General features: G+C 73.1%; 13 protein-coding genes. 6 read left to right on the forward strand and 7 right to left on the reverse strand.

Annotation, left to right across the window (positions count from 1 at the left end; genetic code table 11):
- The first annotated feature begins 37 nt into the window (after positions 1-37).
- On the forward strand, positions 38-505 hold the full coding sequence (locus KM933_RS11360) for a DUF5990 family protein (protein ID WP_221350901.1): 468 nt from the start codon (positions 38-40) through the stop codon (positions 503-505).
- Between the two features lie 350 nt (positions 506-855).
- Positions 856-1,308: an STAS domain-containing protein gene (locus KM933_RS11365; protein WP_221350903.1), complete on the forward strand. Its 453-nt coding sequence runs from the start codon at positions 856-858 to the stop codon at positions 1,306-1,308.
- Positions 1,309-1,456: 148 nt separating this feature from the next.
- Here KM933_RS11365 and KM933_RS11370 read toward each other — a convergent pair whose 3' ends face one another.
- Together KM933_RS11370 and KM933_RS11375 are read right to left on the reverse strand one after the other, a co-directional pair.
- Positions 1,457-3,226: a hydroxysqualene dehydroxylase gene (locus tag KM933_RS11370; protein ID WP_221350906.1), complete on the reverse strand. Its 1,770-nt coding sequence runs from the start codon at positions 3,224-3,226 to the stop codon at positions 1,457-1,459.
- A gap of 134 nt (positions 3,227-3,360) precedes the next feature.
- The gene (locus KM933_RS11375; RefSeq protein WP_221350908.1) at positions 3,361-4,389 is read right to left on the reverse strand and encodes a helix-turn-helix transcriptional regulator; all 1,029 of its coding nucleotides are present in this window, start codon (positions 4,387-4,389) and stop codon (positions 3,361-3,363) included.
- Between the two features lie 172 nt (positions 4,390-4,561).
- On the opposite strand from KM933_RS11375, the gene KM933_RS11380 reads away from it, so the two are divergent.
- Positions 4,562-5,140, forward strand: a complete 579-nt coding sequence (locus KM933_RS11380; protein ID WP_308013348.1) for a DinB family protein — start codon at positions 4,562-4,564, stop codon at positions 5,138-5,140.
- Positions 5,137-6,261 carry a winged helix DNA-binding domain-containing protein gene (locus KM933_RS11385; protein WP_308013343.1) on the forward strand — a complete coding sequence of 375 codons (1,125 nt, stop codon included), beginning with the start codon at positions 5,137-5,139 and terminating at the stop codon, positions 6,259-6,261. Before KM933_RS11380 ends, KM933_RS11385 begins: the two co-directional genes overlap by 4 nt.
- 116 nt (positions 6,262-6,377) lie before the next feature.
- Here the strand turns inward: KM933_RS11385 and argG are convergent, their stop codons facing one another.
- From argG to KM933_RS11400, 3 genes are all read right to left on the reverse strand, one after another.
- Positions 6,378-7,832: an argininosuccinate synthase gene (gene argG, locus KM933_RS11390; RefSeq protein WP_221350912.1), complete on the reverse strand. Its 1,455-nt coding sequence runs from the start codon at positions 7,830-7,832 to the stop codon at positions 6,378-6,380.
- Positions 7,833-7,980: 148 nt separating this feature from the next.
- Positions 7,981-9,237, reverse strand: a complete 1,257-nt coding sequence (locus KM933_RS11395) for a M23 family metallopeptidase (RefSeq protein WP_308013344.1) — start codon at positions 9,235-9,237, stop codon at positions 7,981-7,983.
- Between the two features lie 125 nt (positions 9,238-9,362).
- On the reverse strand, positions 9,363-10,040 hold the full coding sequence (locus KM933_RS11400; protein WP_221350913.1) for a TetR/AcrR family transcriptional regulator: 678 nt from the start codon (positions 10,038-10,040) through the stop codon (positions 9,363-9,365).
- Between the two features lie 172 nt (positions 10,041-10,212).
- On the opposite strand from KM933_RS11400, the gene KM933_RS11405 reads away from it, so the two are divergent.
- Positions 10,213-11,244: a medium chain dehydrogenase/reductase family protein gene (locus KM933_RS11405; RefSeq protein ID WP_221350916.1), complete on the forward strand. Its 1,032-nt coding sequence runs from the start codon at positions 10,213-10,215 to the stop codon at positions 11,242-11,244.
- 128 nt (positions 11,245-11,372) lie between these two features.
- Positions 11,373-12,347: an STM4015 family protein gene (locus tag KM933_RS11410; RefSeq protein ID WP_308013345.1), complete on the forward strand. Its 975-nt coding sequence runs from the start codon at positions 11,373-11,375 to the stop codon at positions 12,345-12,347.
- Positions 12,348-12,441: 94 nt separating this feature from the next.
- On the opposite strand, the gene KM933_RS11415 is transcribed toward KM933_RS11410, so the two are convergent.
- Both KM933_RS11415 and KM933_RS11420 read right to left on the reverse strand, forming a co-directional pair.
- Positions 12,442-13,563, reverse strand: coding sequence for an AI-2E family transporter (locus tag KM933_RS11415; RefSeq protein WP_221350920.1), 1,122 nt, complete (start codon positions 13,561-13,563; stop codon positions 12,442-12,444).
- A 190-nt stretch (positions 13,564-13,753) separates the two neighbouring features.
- Positions 13,754-16,969: an alpha-L-rhamnosidase gene (locus KM933_RS11420; protein WP_221350922.1), complete on the reverse strand. Its 3,216-nt coding sequence runs from the start codon at positions 16,967-16,969 to the stop codon at positions 13,754-13,756.
- Positions 16,970-17,039 lie beyond the last annotated feature (70 nt).

Below are 17,039 nucleotides of genomic sequence, written 5' to 3' on the forward strand. Positions count from 1 at the left end.
CCGCGGGGTCGCCGCCCGCGGCGGCATGATGGCACCCATGCGCATCCGTATCGACGCCGTCGACCTGCCCGGCCGCACCCGCCCGGCCCCCGACGGCGGCAACGCCCCGGACCACGGCGACCTGTACGTCGCCGTGCAACGCCGTGACCGTCCGGGCGAACTGCTCGAACCCCACCCGGGCGACGCCGGGTCGGCCACCTGGACCCTGGAGTGCACCGCGACGCCGACACCGGCCGGCACCGAGGTCGAAGGCCCCTACGTGCAGGACCGGCTGGGCCGGCGGTTCGTCTACCTGTCCTGGGGCACGGTCGACGGGGCGGGTGTCTTCACGATGTTCCGGCGCGCCAAGCTCATGCTCGACATGGTCCCCGCCGAGGTGCTCGCCGCGGCCGCGCGGGAGGGCGTCCTGGTGGCACGCCTCGGGCTGACCGACGCCCGGGGCGGCCCGCTGTGCGGCCGGATCGTCCCGCCGCACGTCACATGGACCGCCGGGCACGGCGCCTGAGCGCACGGGACCCGCCCCTGCCGGCCCTCGGCCCCGGGTGTCCCGAAGCCCGGCGTCGCCCCGGAGGACGTCCGGCCACGGGTCGTGGTGCCGCCGGTGATCCACCGGTGCGTGGGGCGCTCGCCGTAGTGGCCGGACAACCTGTCCGATCCCCGGTTCCCGCCCCCCGGTTCCCGACCCCGGTTCAGGACCAGTTCGTTCCCGCCGCCGCCTCGCGGGCGTCTTCCTGCCGTCCGCCTCCGGTGGGCGAAGAGAGTTCCCCGCCGCCCTGTTGCCCGCCCGAATGCGGGGAACACGCACGCATACGGGTGCCGCGTCCTACGGCATCCGTGGCACCGGAGGGAGGTGTGATGTCCACGCACACCCACCGCCTGACCATCACCGAGACGACCGACTGCGACGACTGCGCGGTGCTGCGGATCAGCGGTGAGCTCGACCAGAGCTGCGAGGAGTACTTCCTCGGCACCCTCGCCGCCATCGTCGACGCGGGACGACGGCACCTCGTCCTCGACGTGACAGCGCTCGTCTTCTGCGACTCACGGGGTCTGAACTGTCTGCTCGCGATCCGGTGGCTGCTGAAGCGCCTGGACGGCAAGCTCATTCTGGCCGGAGCGGGGCGGCGGCTCTCGGAGCTGCTCGTACAGACGGGCAGCACCGAACTGCTGCCCGTACGGCGCACGGTCGGGCTCGCCCTGCTGGACCTGCCCGCGGCCGAACGCCCTGCCTGGCCGCCCGCTCCGGACCGCGAAGGGGACGAGGACGCCGGACCCGCCACTACGGGGGGAAGTGACGGGCCCGGCTGAGGTACAACCTGCCACACCCACGCGCAAAAAACGTGCTTCTTCGCCCGTTCGGCGAGAAAAGAATGGTGACGTCCGCCCGTGCGGCGAGCGGAGAGGGCCGTTCCGCACGAACTGCCGGGATCTGTCCCCCGGGAGACGCGCGGCTGCGTCAGCCGAGGTCGAAGAGGTTCGGCAGGCCGAGGCGGTGGCGGGTGCGGTCGTGGCGTTTCAGCAGCTCGAACTCGGGGGCCCGGTACAGCGGGGTGACGGTGCACCGCCCGGCCGTCGAACCGACCTGTTCCAGCAGGGCGTTGACGGCCTGCCGGGCGGAGGTGTTGGCGCCCTCCATGGTGGCCAGGTCGATGGGCACGGCCACGTAGTCGCCGGCGAGGAAGAGGTTGGGGATCCTCGTGGCCGACCGCGGACGGTGGTGGAAGGTCCCGGTGGGGTGGACGAGCAGCTGTTCGTCGTTCGTCGGGGCCGGGGTGCCCAGACCGTCGACGGCCGGGTCGAGGAACCAGGAGTGCAGCGCGGAGTCCTTGAGGACCGTACGGCCGGTGTCGTTGAGCGACGCCTTCAGCTGGGCCCACACCTCGCGGGCGACCTCGGCCCGGGTGCACTGCTTGGCCGTCCGGCCGTACAGGATGCCCGGCCGGTCCCACTCGGAGACGTCCACCGACAGGCAGTCCACGACGGTGCCGTCGCCGAAGTCGGCGGGGAAGTCGTGGCCGGGCCAGTGCCGGGCCTGGGCGATGGCGGTCAGCGACCAGGGGGAGTCGATGAGGTTGAGGTGGCCGTGCACGATCGGTGTGGACTCGGTCAGATAGAACTGGATGCCGGTCATCCAGTCCGTCTGCAGCAGGTCGCACTCCGCCAACTGCGGATCGGCGGCGCGCACGGCGGGGTTCCAGGTGCGGCGGGCGTGTTCGACCGGCATGGCGCAGATGTAGTGGTCGGCGGTGACGGTCCGGCGCGTTCCGGCCCGGTCCTCCATGACGGCGCCGGCGATCCGGCCCGCCTCCAGCGGCAGGTCCAGCACGGTCCAGCCGACCTCGAACCCGACCCCGAGCGACTTCAGGTACGTCACCCAGGGGTCGATCCACGCCTCGTTGGTCGGCGCGTTCAGGATCCGGTCCACCGGTCCGTCCGCGCCCCGCCCGAGGGCGTTGAAGAGGAATGCCTCCAGCAGGGTGCCCACCGTACGGGTGCTGGCCTCCTCCGCCTTGGTGGCCACGATGTTGCGGGTGATGCCGACGGCGAGGATGCGCTGGTAGTCGTACGACATCCGTCCCGCGCGTACGAACTCCCACCAGGGAGTCCGCTCCCAGATCTCGTCACGGCGTTCGTCGCAGCTGGTCAGAAGGACGAGGACGCGGTTGGCGAAGTAGAGGGCCTCGTGCGGCGGAAGGCGGAAGGCGGTGTCCAGGAACGCGGTGAGGGCACGGCGGATCTCGTCCGGGGTGAGTTCGGCGGGGGTCTCGCCGGGCCATGGGACGGGGACCCGGATGTCCTCGCGGCCGCCCGAGCGGGCGAACAGCATCTCCTTGGGGGCGACGAGGTTGTCGTGCACGCCGTGGGGGTTGCCGGGGAAGGGGATGCGCCGCATGGTGTCGGGCAGGTTGTGGTAGATGCCCGGAATGAAGCGGAAGCCGTGCTCCCCGGGCAGCGGGGCGCGGCCGCCCGTGCCGCTGTCCGGCACGTCCATGCTGCGGGCCTTGCCGCCCAGTGCCTTGCGCTCGTGGACGGTGACCCGGAAGCCGCGTTCGGCGAGTTCGTGCGCGGCCGTGAGTCCGGCGACGCCCCCGCCCAGTACGGCCACGCTCTGCGGGACGGCGCCGTCCCGCGCCGCGGCCCGCCGAGGGGCCCCGAGGACGGCCCCGCCACCGCCGGCCGCGACCGCGGCCGACCCCAGGAAACCTCTGCGCGTGGTGCTGCTCATCGTTGCCCCCTGCCGCCGGTGATCGGTGGCGCATGAGGATATGAGCGATGCATGGGTCCTGGAAGGCGGCCGACGGAACTCGTACCCCTTTGGCCTAATGGGCATCGGCTGCGCGGTTCCTGTACGACGTTCCGTCAGTCTTGTGACTTGTCGGCCCTGTCGGCCCTGTCGGCCGTGTCGGCGTAGCGGCGTGCCAACCGCCGGAACGCGTCGATGAGTCCGGCCGGGCCGACGACCTCGATGTCCGCGTCGAACCTGCCGATGTCCGCGGCCAGTCCTGCCCACGACCAGGAGCCCAGGGTGAGCCGGCAGCGGTCCCGGCCGAGCTCCTCGACCACCCCGCCGTGCGCGAAACGCGCCACGGCGGAGGCGGGCAGGTCCAGGATCACCTCACCGACGCAGGGCCAGCCGGCGCTGCCGCCGGAACCGTCGTGGCCCCGGAACCGGGCGGTCACGAAAGCGGCCACGTCGCCCCCGGGCAGTTCGCGCGGGGTGAAGCGGGGGCCCGTGGGGACGCGCGTGGTGATCCGGTCGGCCCGGAAGATCCGCCAGTCCCCGCGGTCCAGGTCCCAGGCGACGAGGTACCAGCGCCCGCCCCGGGCGACGAGATGATGCGGCTGGACCCTGCGCGGCGGTGTCGCGAACGGGTCCTCGTCGCCGCTCCCGGACGCGTACGCCGGGGCGTAGTCGAAGCGCAGCTCCGTACGGGCGTGGACGGCCGCACTGAGTGTCAGGAGCACCTCGCTGCCGAGCCGGTCCTCCGGCCGGGACGAGGGCCGCTCGAGGGCGGTGACCCGCAGGGTGTCGATGCGGTGACGCAGCCGCGCGGGCATGACCTGCCGCACGGTGGTCAGCGCGCGCGCCGCGGCCTCCTCGATGCCGGCACCGGTGGTGGTGGCGAGCCGCAGCGCGACGGCGAGGGCGACCGCCTGTTCGTCGTCGAACAGCAGCGGCGGCAGCTCCGTACCGGCGTCGAGGCGGTACCCGCCGTCGGGCCCCTTGAAGGCCACGACGGGATAACCGAGTTCACGCAGACGGTCCACGTCACGGCGCACGGTGCGCGCGCTGACGTCCAGCCGCTCGGCCAGCAGCGCACCGGGCCAGTCCCGGCGGGCCTGGAGCAGCGAGAGCAGCGACAGCAGTCGTGCGGATGTCTTCGGCATGACCTCATGGTCCCGCGAGTGGCGGACACTTTCTGACCGCTACTCCTGCGACCGTCGTCCCGTGCCCGAAAGCAGCGACAACCACGAGGACCACGGCGACCACAAGAACCACGGCCGCCACGACCACCACGAAGACCACGACCACCACGAAGACCGGAAGAAGCTGATCACCGTGACCGGGACGACCCCGCCCCGCCCAGCCCTCGACGACGAGCGGACCGACCTGCTCGCCGCGCTCGCGGCGGCCCGCGCCTCCCTGACCGCCACGACGCGAGGGCTCACCGACGAGCAGGCCGGCACGGCCCCGACGGTCAGCACACTGAGCCCGGGCGGGCTGGTCAAGCACGTCGCGTCCATCGAGGAGGGCTGGCTGCGCTTCGTGGCGGAGGGCCCGTCGGCGATGAACTACGACCTGCCCGACGGTGTCACCTGGGCGGACTTCGCGGCCGGCACCGCCCGCGAGCTCCCGCGGTGGGCGATCGACCACCGGGACAACTTCCGCATGCTGCCCGGCGAGACACTGGCCGGGATCCTGAAGCGCTACGAGGAGGTCGCCGCCCGGAGCGAGGAGATCATCGCCACGCTGCCGGACCTGTCGGTGACGCACCCGCTCCCGCGGGCGCCCTGGCACGAGCCGGGGGAGCGGCGCAGCGCCCGCCGGGTGCTGACGCACGTCATCGCCGAGACCGCCCAGCACGCCGGGCACGCGGACATCCTGCGCGAGTCGCTCGACGGCCGGAAGTCGACGTGAAGGGGGTGAACACCCCGGCCGTTCTCGGCGCACGGGCGCTCAACCGCGCCACGCTGGCCCGGCAGCTGCTGCTCGACCGCGCCGGTCCGCCGGTGCTCGACGCCGTCTCCCACCTCGGCGGACTGCAGGCACAGGAACCGCAGGAGCCGTTCGTCGGGCTCTGGTCCCGGCTGCGCGGGTTCGACCCGTCCGGGCTGTCGGACCTGCTGACCGGGCGACGGGTGGTGCGGACCCACCTCATGCGCCGCACCGTCCACCTCGTCACCGCCGACGACGCGCTGGCGTGGCGGGGCCGGCACACCGCCATGCTGCGGCAGCGGGTCCTCGGGACCTACCGCCGCGAACTCGCCGGGGTCGACCTGGACGAGCTCGCGGCGGCGGCCCGGGAGGTGATGGCCGACGGCGAGCCCCGCTCGATGGCCGAACTCGCGCGGGCGCTCGCCGGGCACTGGCCGGAGCCGGGGCCACGGGCACTCGGTGAGATGGTGGTCGCCGCGCTCGTCCCGATGGCGCAGCTCCCCCCGCGCGGACTCTGGCGCACGAAAGCGGGAGTACGCAACGTCATGCTCTCCGCCTGGCTGGGGCGCGACATCGACCCGCCGGACCCGGACGGATCCGACCCGGTGGGCCGGGCGCTGGTGCGGCGCTACCTGGCCGCGTTCGGTCCCGCCGCCTCGGCCGACCTGCGGGCCTGGTGCGGCCTCGCGGGGCTGCCCGCCGCGGTCGCCGCGCTGCGGGAGGAACTCGTCGTCTTCCGGGACGAACGGGGCCGCAAGCTGCTGGACCTGCCCGACGCGCCGCGCCCCGACCCCGGCACGCCCGCCCCGGTCCGGTTCCTGCCGGCGTTCGACAACGCGATCCTCGGCTACCACGACCGCGGCCGGATCGTCGACGACGCCCACCGCGGCCTGTCGGTGGCCGGTGAGCGCGTCGTCCTGGTGGACGGCCGGGTCGCCGCGACCTGGACCCGGACCGAGGAGGACGCCACCGTGACGGTCACCCCGCTGCGAGGTCTCTCCCGGACCGAACGCGCCGCCGTGACCGGGGAGGGGCAGGCGCTGGCCTCGTTCCTCTCCGGCGGCGGGAGCGACCGCATCCGGATCACCGGGGCCGCGGGCTGAGCGGCCGGCCCCATGGAACGGCCCCATGGAACGGCCGGCCCCATGGAACGGGCGGGTGGGTCCGGCGTCGACATCGCCGGACCCACCCGCCCGCCCGCGCACACTTCCGCGACCGGTCAGTCCGTGCCGAACTCCATCGCGGCACGGTCCAGCAGCTCGTCGTCCTCGGACACCTCGCCACGGGAGGCGATGGCCTCGGCGCCGCCCTGCGGCATCTCCGGCATGGTGCCGATCAGCCCGGTCGAGGCCGCCTGGGCGGCACCGACCGAAGGGCTGCCGGTGCCGATCAGGCCCAGTCCGGCGTACTGCTCCAGCTTGGCGCGCGAGTCGGCGATGTCGAGGTTGCGCATGGTGAGCTGGCCGATCCGGTCCACCGGGCCGAACGCCGAGTCCTCGGTGCGCTCCATGGACAGCTTGTCCGGGTGGTAGCTGAACGCGGGGCCGCGGGTGTCGAGGATCGAGTAGTCCTCGCCCCGGCGCAGCCGCAGCGTCACCTCGCCGGTGACGGCCGCGCCGACCCAGCGCTGCAGCGACTCGCGCACCATCAGGGCCTGCGGGTCCAGCCACCGGCCCTCGTACATCAGCCGGCCCAGGCGCCGTCCCTCGTTGTAGTACTGGGCGAGGGTGTCCTCGTTGTGGATCGCGTTGACCAGACGCTCGTACGCGGCGTGCAGCAGCGCCATGCCGGGCGCCTCGTAGATGCCGCGGCTCTTGGCCTCGATGATGCGGTTCTCGATCTGGTCGGACATGCCCATGCCGTGGCGGCCGCCGATGGCGTTGGCCTCCGTCACCAGGTCGACGGGGGAGGCGAACTCCTTGCCGTCGATCGTGACCGGACGGCCCTGGTCGAAGCCGATCGTCACGTCCTCGGTGACGATCTCGACCTCGGGGTCCCAGAACCGGACGCCCATGATCGGCTCCACGGTCTCCACGCCCGTGTCCAGGTGCTCCAGGGTCTTGGCCTCGTGAGTGGCGCCCCAGATGTTGGCGTCGGTGGAATACGCCTTCTCGGTGCTGTCGCGGTAGGGCAGGTCGTGGGCGACCAGCCACTCCGACATCTCCTTGCGGCCGCCGAGCTCGGTCACGAAGTCGGCGTCGAGCCACGGCTTGTAGATCCGCAGGTGGGGATTTGCCAGCAGGCCGTAGCGGTAGAACCGCTCGATGTCGTTGCCCTTGAAGGTCGAGCCGTCGCCCCAGATCTGGACGTCGTCCTCCAGCATCGCCCGGACCAGCAGGGTGCCGGTGACGGCGCGGCCGAGGGGCGTCGTGTTGAAGTAGGCGCGCCCGCCCGAGCGGATGTGGAACGCCCCGCAGGTGAGCGCGGCCAGGCCCTCCTCGACCAGCGCCGCACGGCAGTCCACCAGGCGCGCCAGCTCGGCACCGTAGGCCTTCGCGCGGCCGGGCACCGAGGCGATGTCGGGCTCGTCGTACTGGCCGATGTCGGCGGTGTAGGTGCACGGGACGGCACCCTTGTCGCGCATCCACGCGACCGCGACCGAGGTGTCGAGTCCGCCGGAGAAGGCGATACCGACGCGCTCGCCGGCGGGAAGGGAGGTGAGGACCTTAGACATAGGAAGATTATGCACGACATCGCATGATCATGCAAAGACCGTCGCACGGGAAAGCTCCGGTCGTCGCCCCGCCACCGCGCGGGACGGACGCGGGCACGGGCGCGTACAGGGGTGCGGATACGGGTGCGGACACAGGCGCGGGCGCGATTCAGGTGCCGGGGTCGAGCCACGGCAGCGGATCGGTGTAGTGACCGTCGAGCACCACCTCGAAGTGCAGGTGAGGGCCGGTGGACAGACCGGTGGAGCCGACCAGCCCGACAGGCGTCCCGACGTCGACCGACTGGCCGGCGGAGACCTGCAGGGACAGCAGATGGCTGTACGTCGTCTCCAGCCGCCTGCCGTCGATGGTGCCGTGGTCGACGACCACGCGGTTGCCGTAGGCCGCGGTCGTCGCCGCGAAGACGACCCGGCCCTTCGACGCGGCGGAGACCTGGGACCCCTGGGGCGAGGCGAAGTCGATCCCGGTGTGCAGTTTGGTCACCCCGGTCAGCGGGTGCCGGCGCGACCCGAAGGGCGAGGTGACGGTGAGAGTGCCCGCGGGCGCGGCCAGCACGGCGCCCGGCACCTGGTTCACCGCGCCGCCGGAACTCTCCCGGTCGACCGGACGGTAGCGCTCGGACAGCGACCTGATCTCGCTGACGTACGCCTCCGCCGCGCCGGGGACGCGGCCGGCCCCGACCACGGCGTCCACGCCCGACGCGTACGCGGCGAGGGTGAGGTCCACGAGGTCCCCGGTGACGATCCCCTCGGTCCTGAGATCGGTCACCTTCTCGGCGAGGGAGCAGTTCTGACGGCCCAGTGCCATCATGGCGTCCGCCGGATCGCGCGGGGAGGAACGCCCGTTGCCGTCGTCGTCCTTGCCCCAGGTCCGCCATCGGGCGTCCGTGAAGGCGGCGATGCCCTTCTCGCCCGACAGCGTTCCGGCGTCGTTGCTCCAGCCGGAGAGCCGCTCGATCTGGGCCGCGAGCACGGACGGCTCGACGACTGGGCAGTCCGACACGGCCTTGCGCAGCCACGGTACGTAGGAGGCGTCGACGCGGGTCGTCGCGGCCGGGGCGGGCTCGGACCCCTGGGGCCAGGCGGAGGACAGGCCGCCCGTCGCGGCCAGGAACCCGGCCACCCCCATCAGGGCCAGCAGCCCCGGCAGGACGAGCAGGGTGAAGGGGCCGGGGCGGCGGCGCACGCGCCGCGCCTCCGGCCCGGGCGCCGACGACGGTTCCGGTCCTCCGGTGTCCGGGCCGCCGTCGGCGGCTGCCCGCGGTCCGGCAGCGGGGACGCCGGTCGCCGGTGCGGTGCTGTCGCCCGGCGGATGTGCCGTCGCGCCGTTCCCTCCGGACCGCGTGTCCGTCTCGTCCGGCCCGGACCGCGTGTCCGTGTCCGTCTCGTCCGGCCGGTCGTCGATCACCGGCGGACTTCCCGGAGGCCGGCACGGCTCATGGTGCTCACGCCCCCGACGCTAGCGTGACGCCTCGGGCGTATCACCAGGCGCAGAGGCACACCGGCGTGCCCGAACGGGCAGATCGTGTGCGGTCAGTGCGCGACCGGACCGGCCAGGGCGTCCAGCTCCGACGCGAAGAGCAGCGCCGGGTCGAACCCCATCCCGGTGAAGTGGCCCGCGAGTTCCAGGGACAGGACGCCGTGCAGCCGGGTCCAGAGGACCACCGCCCGGTGCAGGGCCGCGGGTGCCGCGGGGTGGTCCCCCGCCCACTGCCGGTGCTCGGCGAGATGGCTGTCGAACGGTGTCCCGGAGCCGGCCGGGGAGGGCGCCGGGACGTTCGGGGGCAGTGCGGCACAGGCGTCGAGCAGGGTCGCCATGATCTCGCGTGCGAGCGAGGTGATGTCGTCGGGCGCGTGGTAGCCGGGGACGGGCGTGCCGTAGACGAGGAAGTAGCGGTGGGGGTCCCGCAGGGCCCAGTCGCGCAGGGCGTGGGCCAGGGCGGGCAGCCCGGGCTCGGCGGCGGCGGTCTCGCGGAGCGTGTCGGCGAGGCTTCGGTACGCGTCCCGGACGAGCTCGGTGATCAGTTCGTCCCGGCCGGCGAAGTAGCGGTAGAGGGCGGGTCCGCTCATGCCCATGCGCTTGGCGATCGCGTTGAGGGAGAGCGCGGAGGCGCCCGCCGCGGCGAGCTGCTCCCAGGCGTGTCGCTTCACCTCCGCGCGTACCTGGGCGCGGTAGCGCTCACGCGGGGTCCCGGTGTCCGTGTCCGCCATGGCCTGCCGCCCTTCCGTCCCTGTGCGCCTGTGGTGCCACGATTCGGTTAGAGGCTATCACGCACGCTATTGACTCCCTCTTCCGTGATGAGTTACAACTTATAACGAACGCGAGAGCACGTAAGCAGCACGCCGCGTTCCAGCGCGGCGGCGCGACGCGATGGAGGTCGTCATGAACACCGAAGCGCTCGTCGAGGTCGTACTGCCGGGCAAGGTGGAGCCGGAAGACCTCCAGCTCCGGCACGGTGTGGTCCCCGCGGCGGGCCCGGGCCAGGTCCTGGTCCGGATGGAGGCGACCGGGGTCTCCTTCGCCGAGCAGCAGATGCGCCGGGGCCGCTACTACGACCAGCCGGCGTTCCCCTTCGTGCCGGGTTACGACCTGGTCGGGACGGTGCTGGCGGTCGGCGAGGGCGTCGGGCCGGACCTGGTGGGCACCCGGGTGGCGGCCCTGCTCAAGGTCGGCGGCTGGGCCAGTCATGTCCTCGTCGAGGCGGCGGACGCGGTGCCGGTGCCCGACGGGATCGGCGCGGCGGAGGCGGAGACCCTGGTCGTCAACGGCGTCACCGCCTGGCAGATGCTGCACCGCAGGGCCCGTGTCCGCGCCGGGCAGACCGTCCTGGTGCACGGCGCCAACGGCGGTGTCGGTTCGGTGCTGGTCCAGCTCGCCCGGGCCGCGGGCGCGAACGTGATCGGCACGGCGTCCGCGCGCCACCACGGGGCATTGCGCGACAAGGGCGTCGTCCCCGTCGACCGCCGCGACGAGGACATCGCCGCGCGGGTGCGCGAACTCGCTCCCGGCGGGGTCGACGCCGTCTTCGACCATGTCGGCGGCCGGAGCGTCGTCGACTCCTGGCACCTCCTCGCGCCCGGCGGCACGCTCGTCTCCTACGGCACCGCCGCCACCCGGGACGGCGAGGGATCCAAGCAGTGGCCCGTGCTCAAACTGCTCGGCCGGGTCTGGCTGTGGAACGCGCTGCCCAACCGCCGCAGGGCCTTCTTCTACAACGTCTGGGCCGGCCGCGCCCTGGCCAGGAACCGCTTCCGGGCACGGCTGCGCGGCGACCTCACCCAGGTCTTCGGGGCGCTGCGGCGGGGGGACGTCACGGCCCAGATCGCCGCGCAACTCCCGCTCGCGCGCGCCGCCGAAGCCCTGCGCCTGGCCGAATCGGGCACGGTCGCGGGGAAGGTCGTCCTGAATCCGTGACGACGGACGACGGACGACAGGCGACGGGTGACGGACGGCGGACGGCGGGCAGGGGGCGGGACCGACGGGGCCGGCGTGCCTCAAGTCCCCCTGCGCCGCCGCCAGTTCACATGTGGAAGGCTGACCCCGTGACCATCGATCATCTGACGTCCCTGCACGGTCTGCCCATCCACGACTTCCCGGCCGAGGACGAGGGGAGCGGGCCGCTCCCTCCGGCGGGCGACGTCGCCTGGAGGCTGTCCCGCAACCAGCTGCTCACGGGCGAGGAGTCCTTCGAGACCTGCTGGAACCGCTTCCTCGACACCGTGGACCCCGCGAAGGTGCGCGCCCTGGTCCTGGGCGCGGGCGCCTACGGCTCCGAGGCGGACGGCGACGATCCCACCGAGACGGTCGGCCGTCTCGTCGCCGCCGCCGGCCGTCTCACCGGACTCGAAGCGCTCTACCTCGCCGACCTCAACTTCGAGGAGTGCGAGCTGTCCTGGATCGTGCAGGGCGACGTGACACCGGTCCTGACCGCATACCCCCGCCTGCTGGAGCTGGGCGTACGCGGCTCGGGTGACGGCTTCGGCGAGGGACCGGGACTCCGGCTCACACCCCTGCGCCACGAACACCTGCGCACCCTCCGCCTGGAGAACGGCGGCCTGCCCGGCGAGGTGGCGCGCGCCGTCGCCGCCTGCGACCTCCCCGCCCTGCGCCGGCTGGACCTGTGGCTGGGCGAGGAGTACTACGGCTGCACCACCACCCTCGCCGACCTGGCCCCCCTGCTCGACGGCGACCGCCTGCCCGCCTTGCGCCGCCTCGGGCTGCGGAACAGCGAGATGCAGGACGAGATCGCCGCCGCCGTGGCCGGTGCGCCCGTGGTCGCCCGGCTCACCTCCCTGGACCTGAGCCTCGGCACCCTGGGCGACACCGGTGCCGAAGCCCTCCTCGGCGGTCAGCCGCTCACCCACCTCCGGGAACTGGACCTCCATCACCACTTCCTGTCGGAGCCGATGATGCAGCGCCTGCGTGACGCCCTGGAGCCGTCCGGGGTGAAGGTCGACCTCGGCGGACGGGAACAGGCAGAGGAGGACGAGGGCCGGTACGTGGCGGCGGGCGAGTGACCCGGCGCCACGACAGGACTCAGGACGACAGGACTCAGGACGACAGGACTCAGGACGGCAGGAACCCGGGCGACGGGGCCAGGGCCGGCAGGACCTAGGAGGGAACGGCCGCGTCCGCCTGCGGCTCGCCTGCGCCGGTGCCCGGCTCCCGCGGCGGCTCGGTGAGCTGCTCGCGCAGGTAGTTCCAGAACACCGACACCAGTGCGGCGACGGGCACGGCGAGCAGGCTGCCCACGATGCCCGCCAGACTGCCGCCGAGCGTCACCGCCAGCAGGACCACGGCCGCGTGCAGCCCGAGCCCGCGGCTCTGGATCATGGGCTGGAAGACGTTGCCCTCCAGTTGCTGCACGACGATGATGATCGCCAGCACGATCAGCGCGTCCGTCGGGCCGTTCGACACCAGCGCGATGAGCACCGCGACGAAACCGGCGAACAGCGCGCCCACGATCGGCACGAAGGCGGAGACGAAGGTCAGCACGGCCAGCGGGAGCACCAGGGGGACGTCCACGATCCACAGCCCGATGCCGATGAGGACGGCGTCGAGCAGACCGACGGCCGCCTGCGAGCGCACGAACGAACCCAGGGTGTCCCAGCTGCGCGCGGCGATGACCGGGACATCGGTGGCAAGGCGCCCCGGCAGCTGGCGTTCGAGCCACGGCAGGAAGCGCGGGCCGTCCTTGAGGAAGAAGAACATCAGGAAGAGCGCCAGGACGGCCGTGACCACACCGTTGACCACGGTGCTCACACCCGTGACGACCGTGGTGGTGATGCTGCCGGCGCTCTTCTGGATGCGCTCGACCGCACTGTCCAGGCCATCCGAGATCTCGGCGTCGTCGATGTTCAGCGGGGGTCCGGCAGCCCAGTCACGGACCTCGTGCATGCCGTTCACCACCCCGTCGGTCAGCTCCCCGGACTGGGAGGCCACCGGTACGGCGATCAGCGCCACGACGGCCGAGGCGACCAGCAGGAACAGCACGGTCACGACGGAGGCCGCCAGGGCGGGGCGCCACCCGTGCCGGCGCAGGAAGCGGGCCACCGGCCAGGTCAGCGTGGTCAGGAGCAGACCCATTATGAGCGGCCAGACCACGGACCACATCCGGCCGAGGAGCCAGAGAGCCACCGCGGCCGTCACCAGGACCAGCAGCAACTCGACGGAAATGCGCGCCGATGCGCGCAGCGCGGCGCGGGATCTGGCGGAACTCAACGAGCTAGACATGCGATCACCTTAGGGGCACCCGGCACCGGCACCCGACATCGGCACCCGGCACCGGAGTCCGGCACGGCACCCGGCCGCGGTCCCGTCGTACCCCTGCCAACCCGGCGGCGCCCGCACCCCGTTGGACGCCGCCGGGCGACGGCCGGAAACCCTCGCCGTGCCCCGTGCCCCGTACCGCGTGCGTCGTGTCCTACGTGGTGAAGCGGTGCGTGCCCGAGCCGACCCGGTACACCGCGCAGCCGTCCTCGGCGCGCAGGAACACCGCGCCGGTGTGGGTGACCGCGTCCGGGGAGTCCGCGGGGATCCACACCTCGGCGGCCGTGTTGGGAGGTACGGAGCAGGTGAGGGCGAACCCGTCGGGCCGCTGCCGCCACCGGGTGGAGACGGGGCCGTGGACCGAGGAGAACGTGGCGCGCGCGGAGGTGACGCCCCCGCCCGGGCGCGGCCGGACGACGATCTCGCGGTAGCCGGGCCGGCCCGGCGCGATCCCGGCGATGTTCGCGTACATCCACTCGCCCACCGAGCCGTAGGCGTAGTGGTTGAAGGAGTTCATGTCCGGGGTCTGGAAACCGCCGTCGGGCCGGACGGAGTCCCAGCGCTCCCACATCGTGGTGGCGCCCCTGTCGATCTGGTACCCCCAGCTGGGGAAGGACCGCTGTGCGAGCAGACGGTGGGCGACGTCGGTGTGTCCCGTGTCGGTGAGGACGGGCAGCAGCCGGGGCGTACCGAGGAACCCCGTCGACAGGTGCCAGTCCCTGGCCTCGATCAGGGCGACGAGACGGTCGGCGGCCGGCTCGCGCAGCCCGTCCGGCAGCAGGTCCATCGACAGGGCGAGGACGTACGCGGTCTGCGTGTCGCCCTTCACCCTGCCGTCGGCGCCGACGTAGGCGTTCCGGAACGCCGCGCGTACCCGTGCGAAGAGGTCGGCGAAGGGGGCCGGGTCCTCGCCGATCTCCCCGGCGATGCGGGCGGCGAGGTCGGCGCTGTGCGCGAAGTACGCGGTGGCGATGACGTCCTTCGGTGTCTCGTCGGAGACGTTCAGCCAGTCCCCGTAACCGCTCGCCGGCCGCAGCAGACCGCTGCTGTTCCGCTCCAGGTACTCAAGCCAGGCCAGGACGGACGGCCACGCGTCCCGGAGCACCTGCCGGTCGCCGTACGCCCGGTACAGGGACCAGGGGACGGTGACGCCCGCGTCGCCCCAGCCCGCCACGCCGCTGCCGACGGTGCCGACCATGGGCGCCACGTCGGTGAAGGCGCCCTCCGCGGTCTGCGCGTCGCGCAGGTCCACCAGCCACTTGGTGAGGAAGCGGGCGGACTCCATCGTGTACGCGGCGGTGGGCGCGAAGACGTTGATGTCCCCCGTCCAGCCGAGGCGTTCGTCGCGTGCCGGGGTGTCCGTGGGGACGGAGAGGAAGTTGCCGCGCTGGCCCCAGGTGATGTTGCGGTGCAGGGTGTCGAGCATCGGGACGTCGGTCTCGAAATCGAGTGTGAGGGGGGCGGAGGTGTGCATCACACGGCCGGTCAGGGACCGGGCCGACGGGGTGCCGGGGAAGCCGGTGACCTCGACGTAGCGGAAACCGTGGAAGGTGAAGCGCGGCTCGTACGTCTCCTCGCCACCGCCCTTGAGGACGTACGTGTCGGTGGCCGCGGCGGTCCGCAGGTTCGCCGTGTACAGGGTGCCGTCCGGTTCGAGGACCTCGGCGTGCCGCAGGCGCACGACCGTGCCGGCCGCTCCCGAGACGCGCAGCCGTACCGAACCCACCATGTTCTGCCCCAGGTCGAGGACGAAGACACCCGGCCGGGGCTGGGTCACCTCCTTGACCGGTAGCTCCTCGACGACCCGGACCGGGCCGTCGACCTGCGCCTCGACGCGCGGGGGCGCGGCGCCGTCCGCGGCGCGCACCACGTCGGGCCAGGCCCGGTCGTCGAAGCCGGGGGCGGTCCAGCCGGGGGTCTCCCTGCGCGCGTCGTACGTCTCGCCGTTCAGCAGGTCGGCGGAGACGATCGGTCCCGGGGCGGCCCGCCAGTGCGGCCCCGAGACGACGCGCTCGCTCGTCCCGTCGGTGTAGTCGACCTCCAACTGGGCCAGCAGCGCCGGGTGTTCGCCGTACTGATGGGGGCCGAACATGCCGACGTTGCCCGCGTACCAGCCCGGCGCCAGGTACGCGCCGATCGCGTTGGCGCCCGGCCGCACGAGCGTGGTGACGTCGTGGGTCCGGTACTGGACGCGCTCGCGGTAGTCGGTCCAGCCGGGGGCGAGCTGGTCGCGGCCCACGCGGCGGCCGTTGAGGTGTGCCTCGTACAGGCCCAGTGCCGTGGCGTACAGGCGGGCGCGTGCCACCTTCTTGCGCGGGAGCTCGAACTCGTGCCGTAACTGGTGGGCGGCGTACGACACGGGGACCACCCTGCCCCAGGGCCCGGCTCCCCACGCGGCGGCCTCCTTCGCCCCGGGCCAGCCGCTGTCGTCGAAGCCGGGTTCGCGCCAGCCGGCGGCGGGTTCCTCGTCCGTCGCCCTCCAGGAGCCGTCGGTGACGGTCCGCCGTTCGCCGGCGGCCGTACGGAGGGTGAGGGAGGCGACCAGGCCGGCGGGTCCCTCGGACGCGTTGGCGGCCTCGACCGCGAGGACGTTCCTGCCCGTGCGCAGCTGGGCGAGGACCTCGACGACGGCGGGACGGCGCCAGCCCTCGCGGTCCGTCTCCAGGTCGGTGCGCGCCACCTCGGTGCCGTTCACGGAGACGGCGTACACGTTGTCGGCGCTGATGGCGAGGACCGCCGCCGTGACCGTGTCCGGGAGGTCGAGGGTGCGGCGGAACCAGCGGGTGCCCGCCGGGGCGCCGGTGGCCGGCTCGCCCTCGGGGAACCAGATCCAGGCGCTGCCTTCGAGCGAGGGTACGTCGGTGAGGGCCGGGGGAGCGCAGACCCACTGCGCGGACCACCGGTCGGTGTCCATCAGCCCGGTCTCCCACCACGACGGCTCGCTCCAGTCGCTGAGGCCGCCGTCCGCGTCCCACACGCGGACGGACCAGAAGTAGCGGGTGCGCGGCTTGAGCGGCGGCCCCGCGTACGGGACGAGGACGGACTCCTCGGAGGTGACCTTCCCGCTGTCCCAGACGTCCGGCCGCGCGAGGAGCGCGGCGCCGGTGGCGACGCGGAGCTGATAGGCGCTCTGGCGCGAGCCGGGCTCGTCCGAGGCCATCGGCCAGCTCAGCCGGGGGTGCCGGGCGTCGATGCCCAGGGGGTTCCGGACGTACTCGACGGTCGGCGCGGTGACGCGCAGGGCGCTGTGGCGCGAGCCCGCCCGGGCCGGCCCGGGCGCCGGTGCGGCCCCTGCGGACCCGGCGCCGGCGGTGGTGGCCGTGACGGCCGCCGCCGCCGTACCCGCCAGAATGTTCCTCCTGCTGATCACTGCGGCTCCTCAGGTAGGAAGTGTGAATCGATTCACTCCAGTGACGGTAGGGGCGTGGGAGGTGGGGGTC

This window comes from Streptomyces beigongshangae (genome assembly GCF_019710745.1).
GTDB lineage: Bacteria > Actinomycetota > Actinomycetes > Streptomycetales > Streptomycetaceae > Streptomyces > Streptomyces beigongshangae.

What these genes read in the sequence shown, in the direction of transcription:
- KM933_RS11360 (WP_221350901.1), top strand. Translation starts at nt 38, where the DNA reads ATGCGCATCCGTATCGACGCCGTCGACCTGCCCGGCCGCACCCGCCCG.
- KM933_RS11365 (WP_221350903.1), top strand. Translation starts at nt 856, where the DNA reads ATGTCCACGCACACCCACCGCCTGACCATCACCGAGACGACCGACTGC.
- KM933_RS11370 (WP_221350906.1), bottom strand. Translation starts at nt 3,226, where the DNA reads ATGAGCAGCACCACGCGCAGAGGTTTCCTGGGGTCGGCCGCGGTCGCG.
- KM933_RS11375 (WP_221350908.1), bottom strand. Translation starts at nt 4,389, where the DNA reads ATGCCGAAGACATCCGCACGACTGCTGTCGCTGCTCTCGCTGCTCCAG.
- argG (WP_221350912.1), bottom strand. Translation starts at nt 7,832, where the DNA reads ATGTCTAAGGTCCTCACCTCCCTTCCCGCCGGCGAGCGCGTCGGTATC.
- KM933_RS11400 (WP_221350913.1), bottom strand. Translation starts at nt 10,040, where the DNA reads ATGGCGGACACGGACACCGGGACCCCGCGTGAGCGCTACCGCGCCCAG.
- KM933_RS11405 (WP_221350916.1), top strand. Translation starts at nt 10,213, where the DNA reads ATGAACACCGAAGCGCTCGTCGAGGTCGTACTGCCGGGCAAGGTGGAG.
- KM933_RS11415 (WP_221350920.1), bottom strand. Translation starts at nt 13,563, where the DNA reads ATGTCTAGCTCGTTGAGTTCCGCCAGATCCCGCGCCGCGCTGCGCGCA.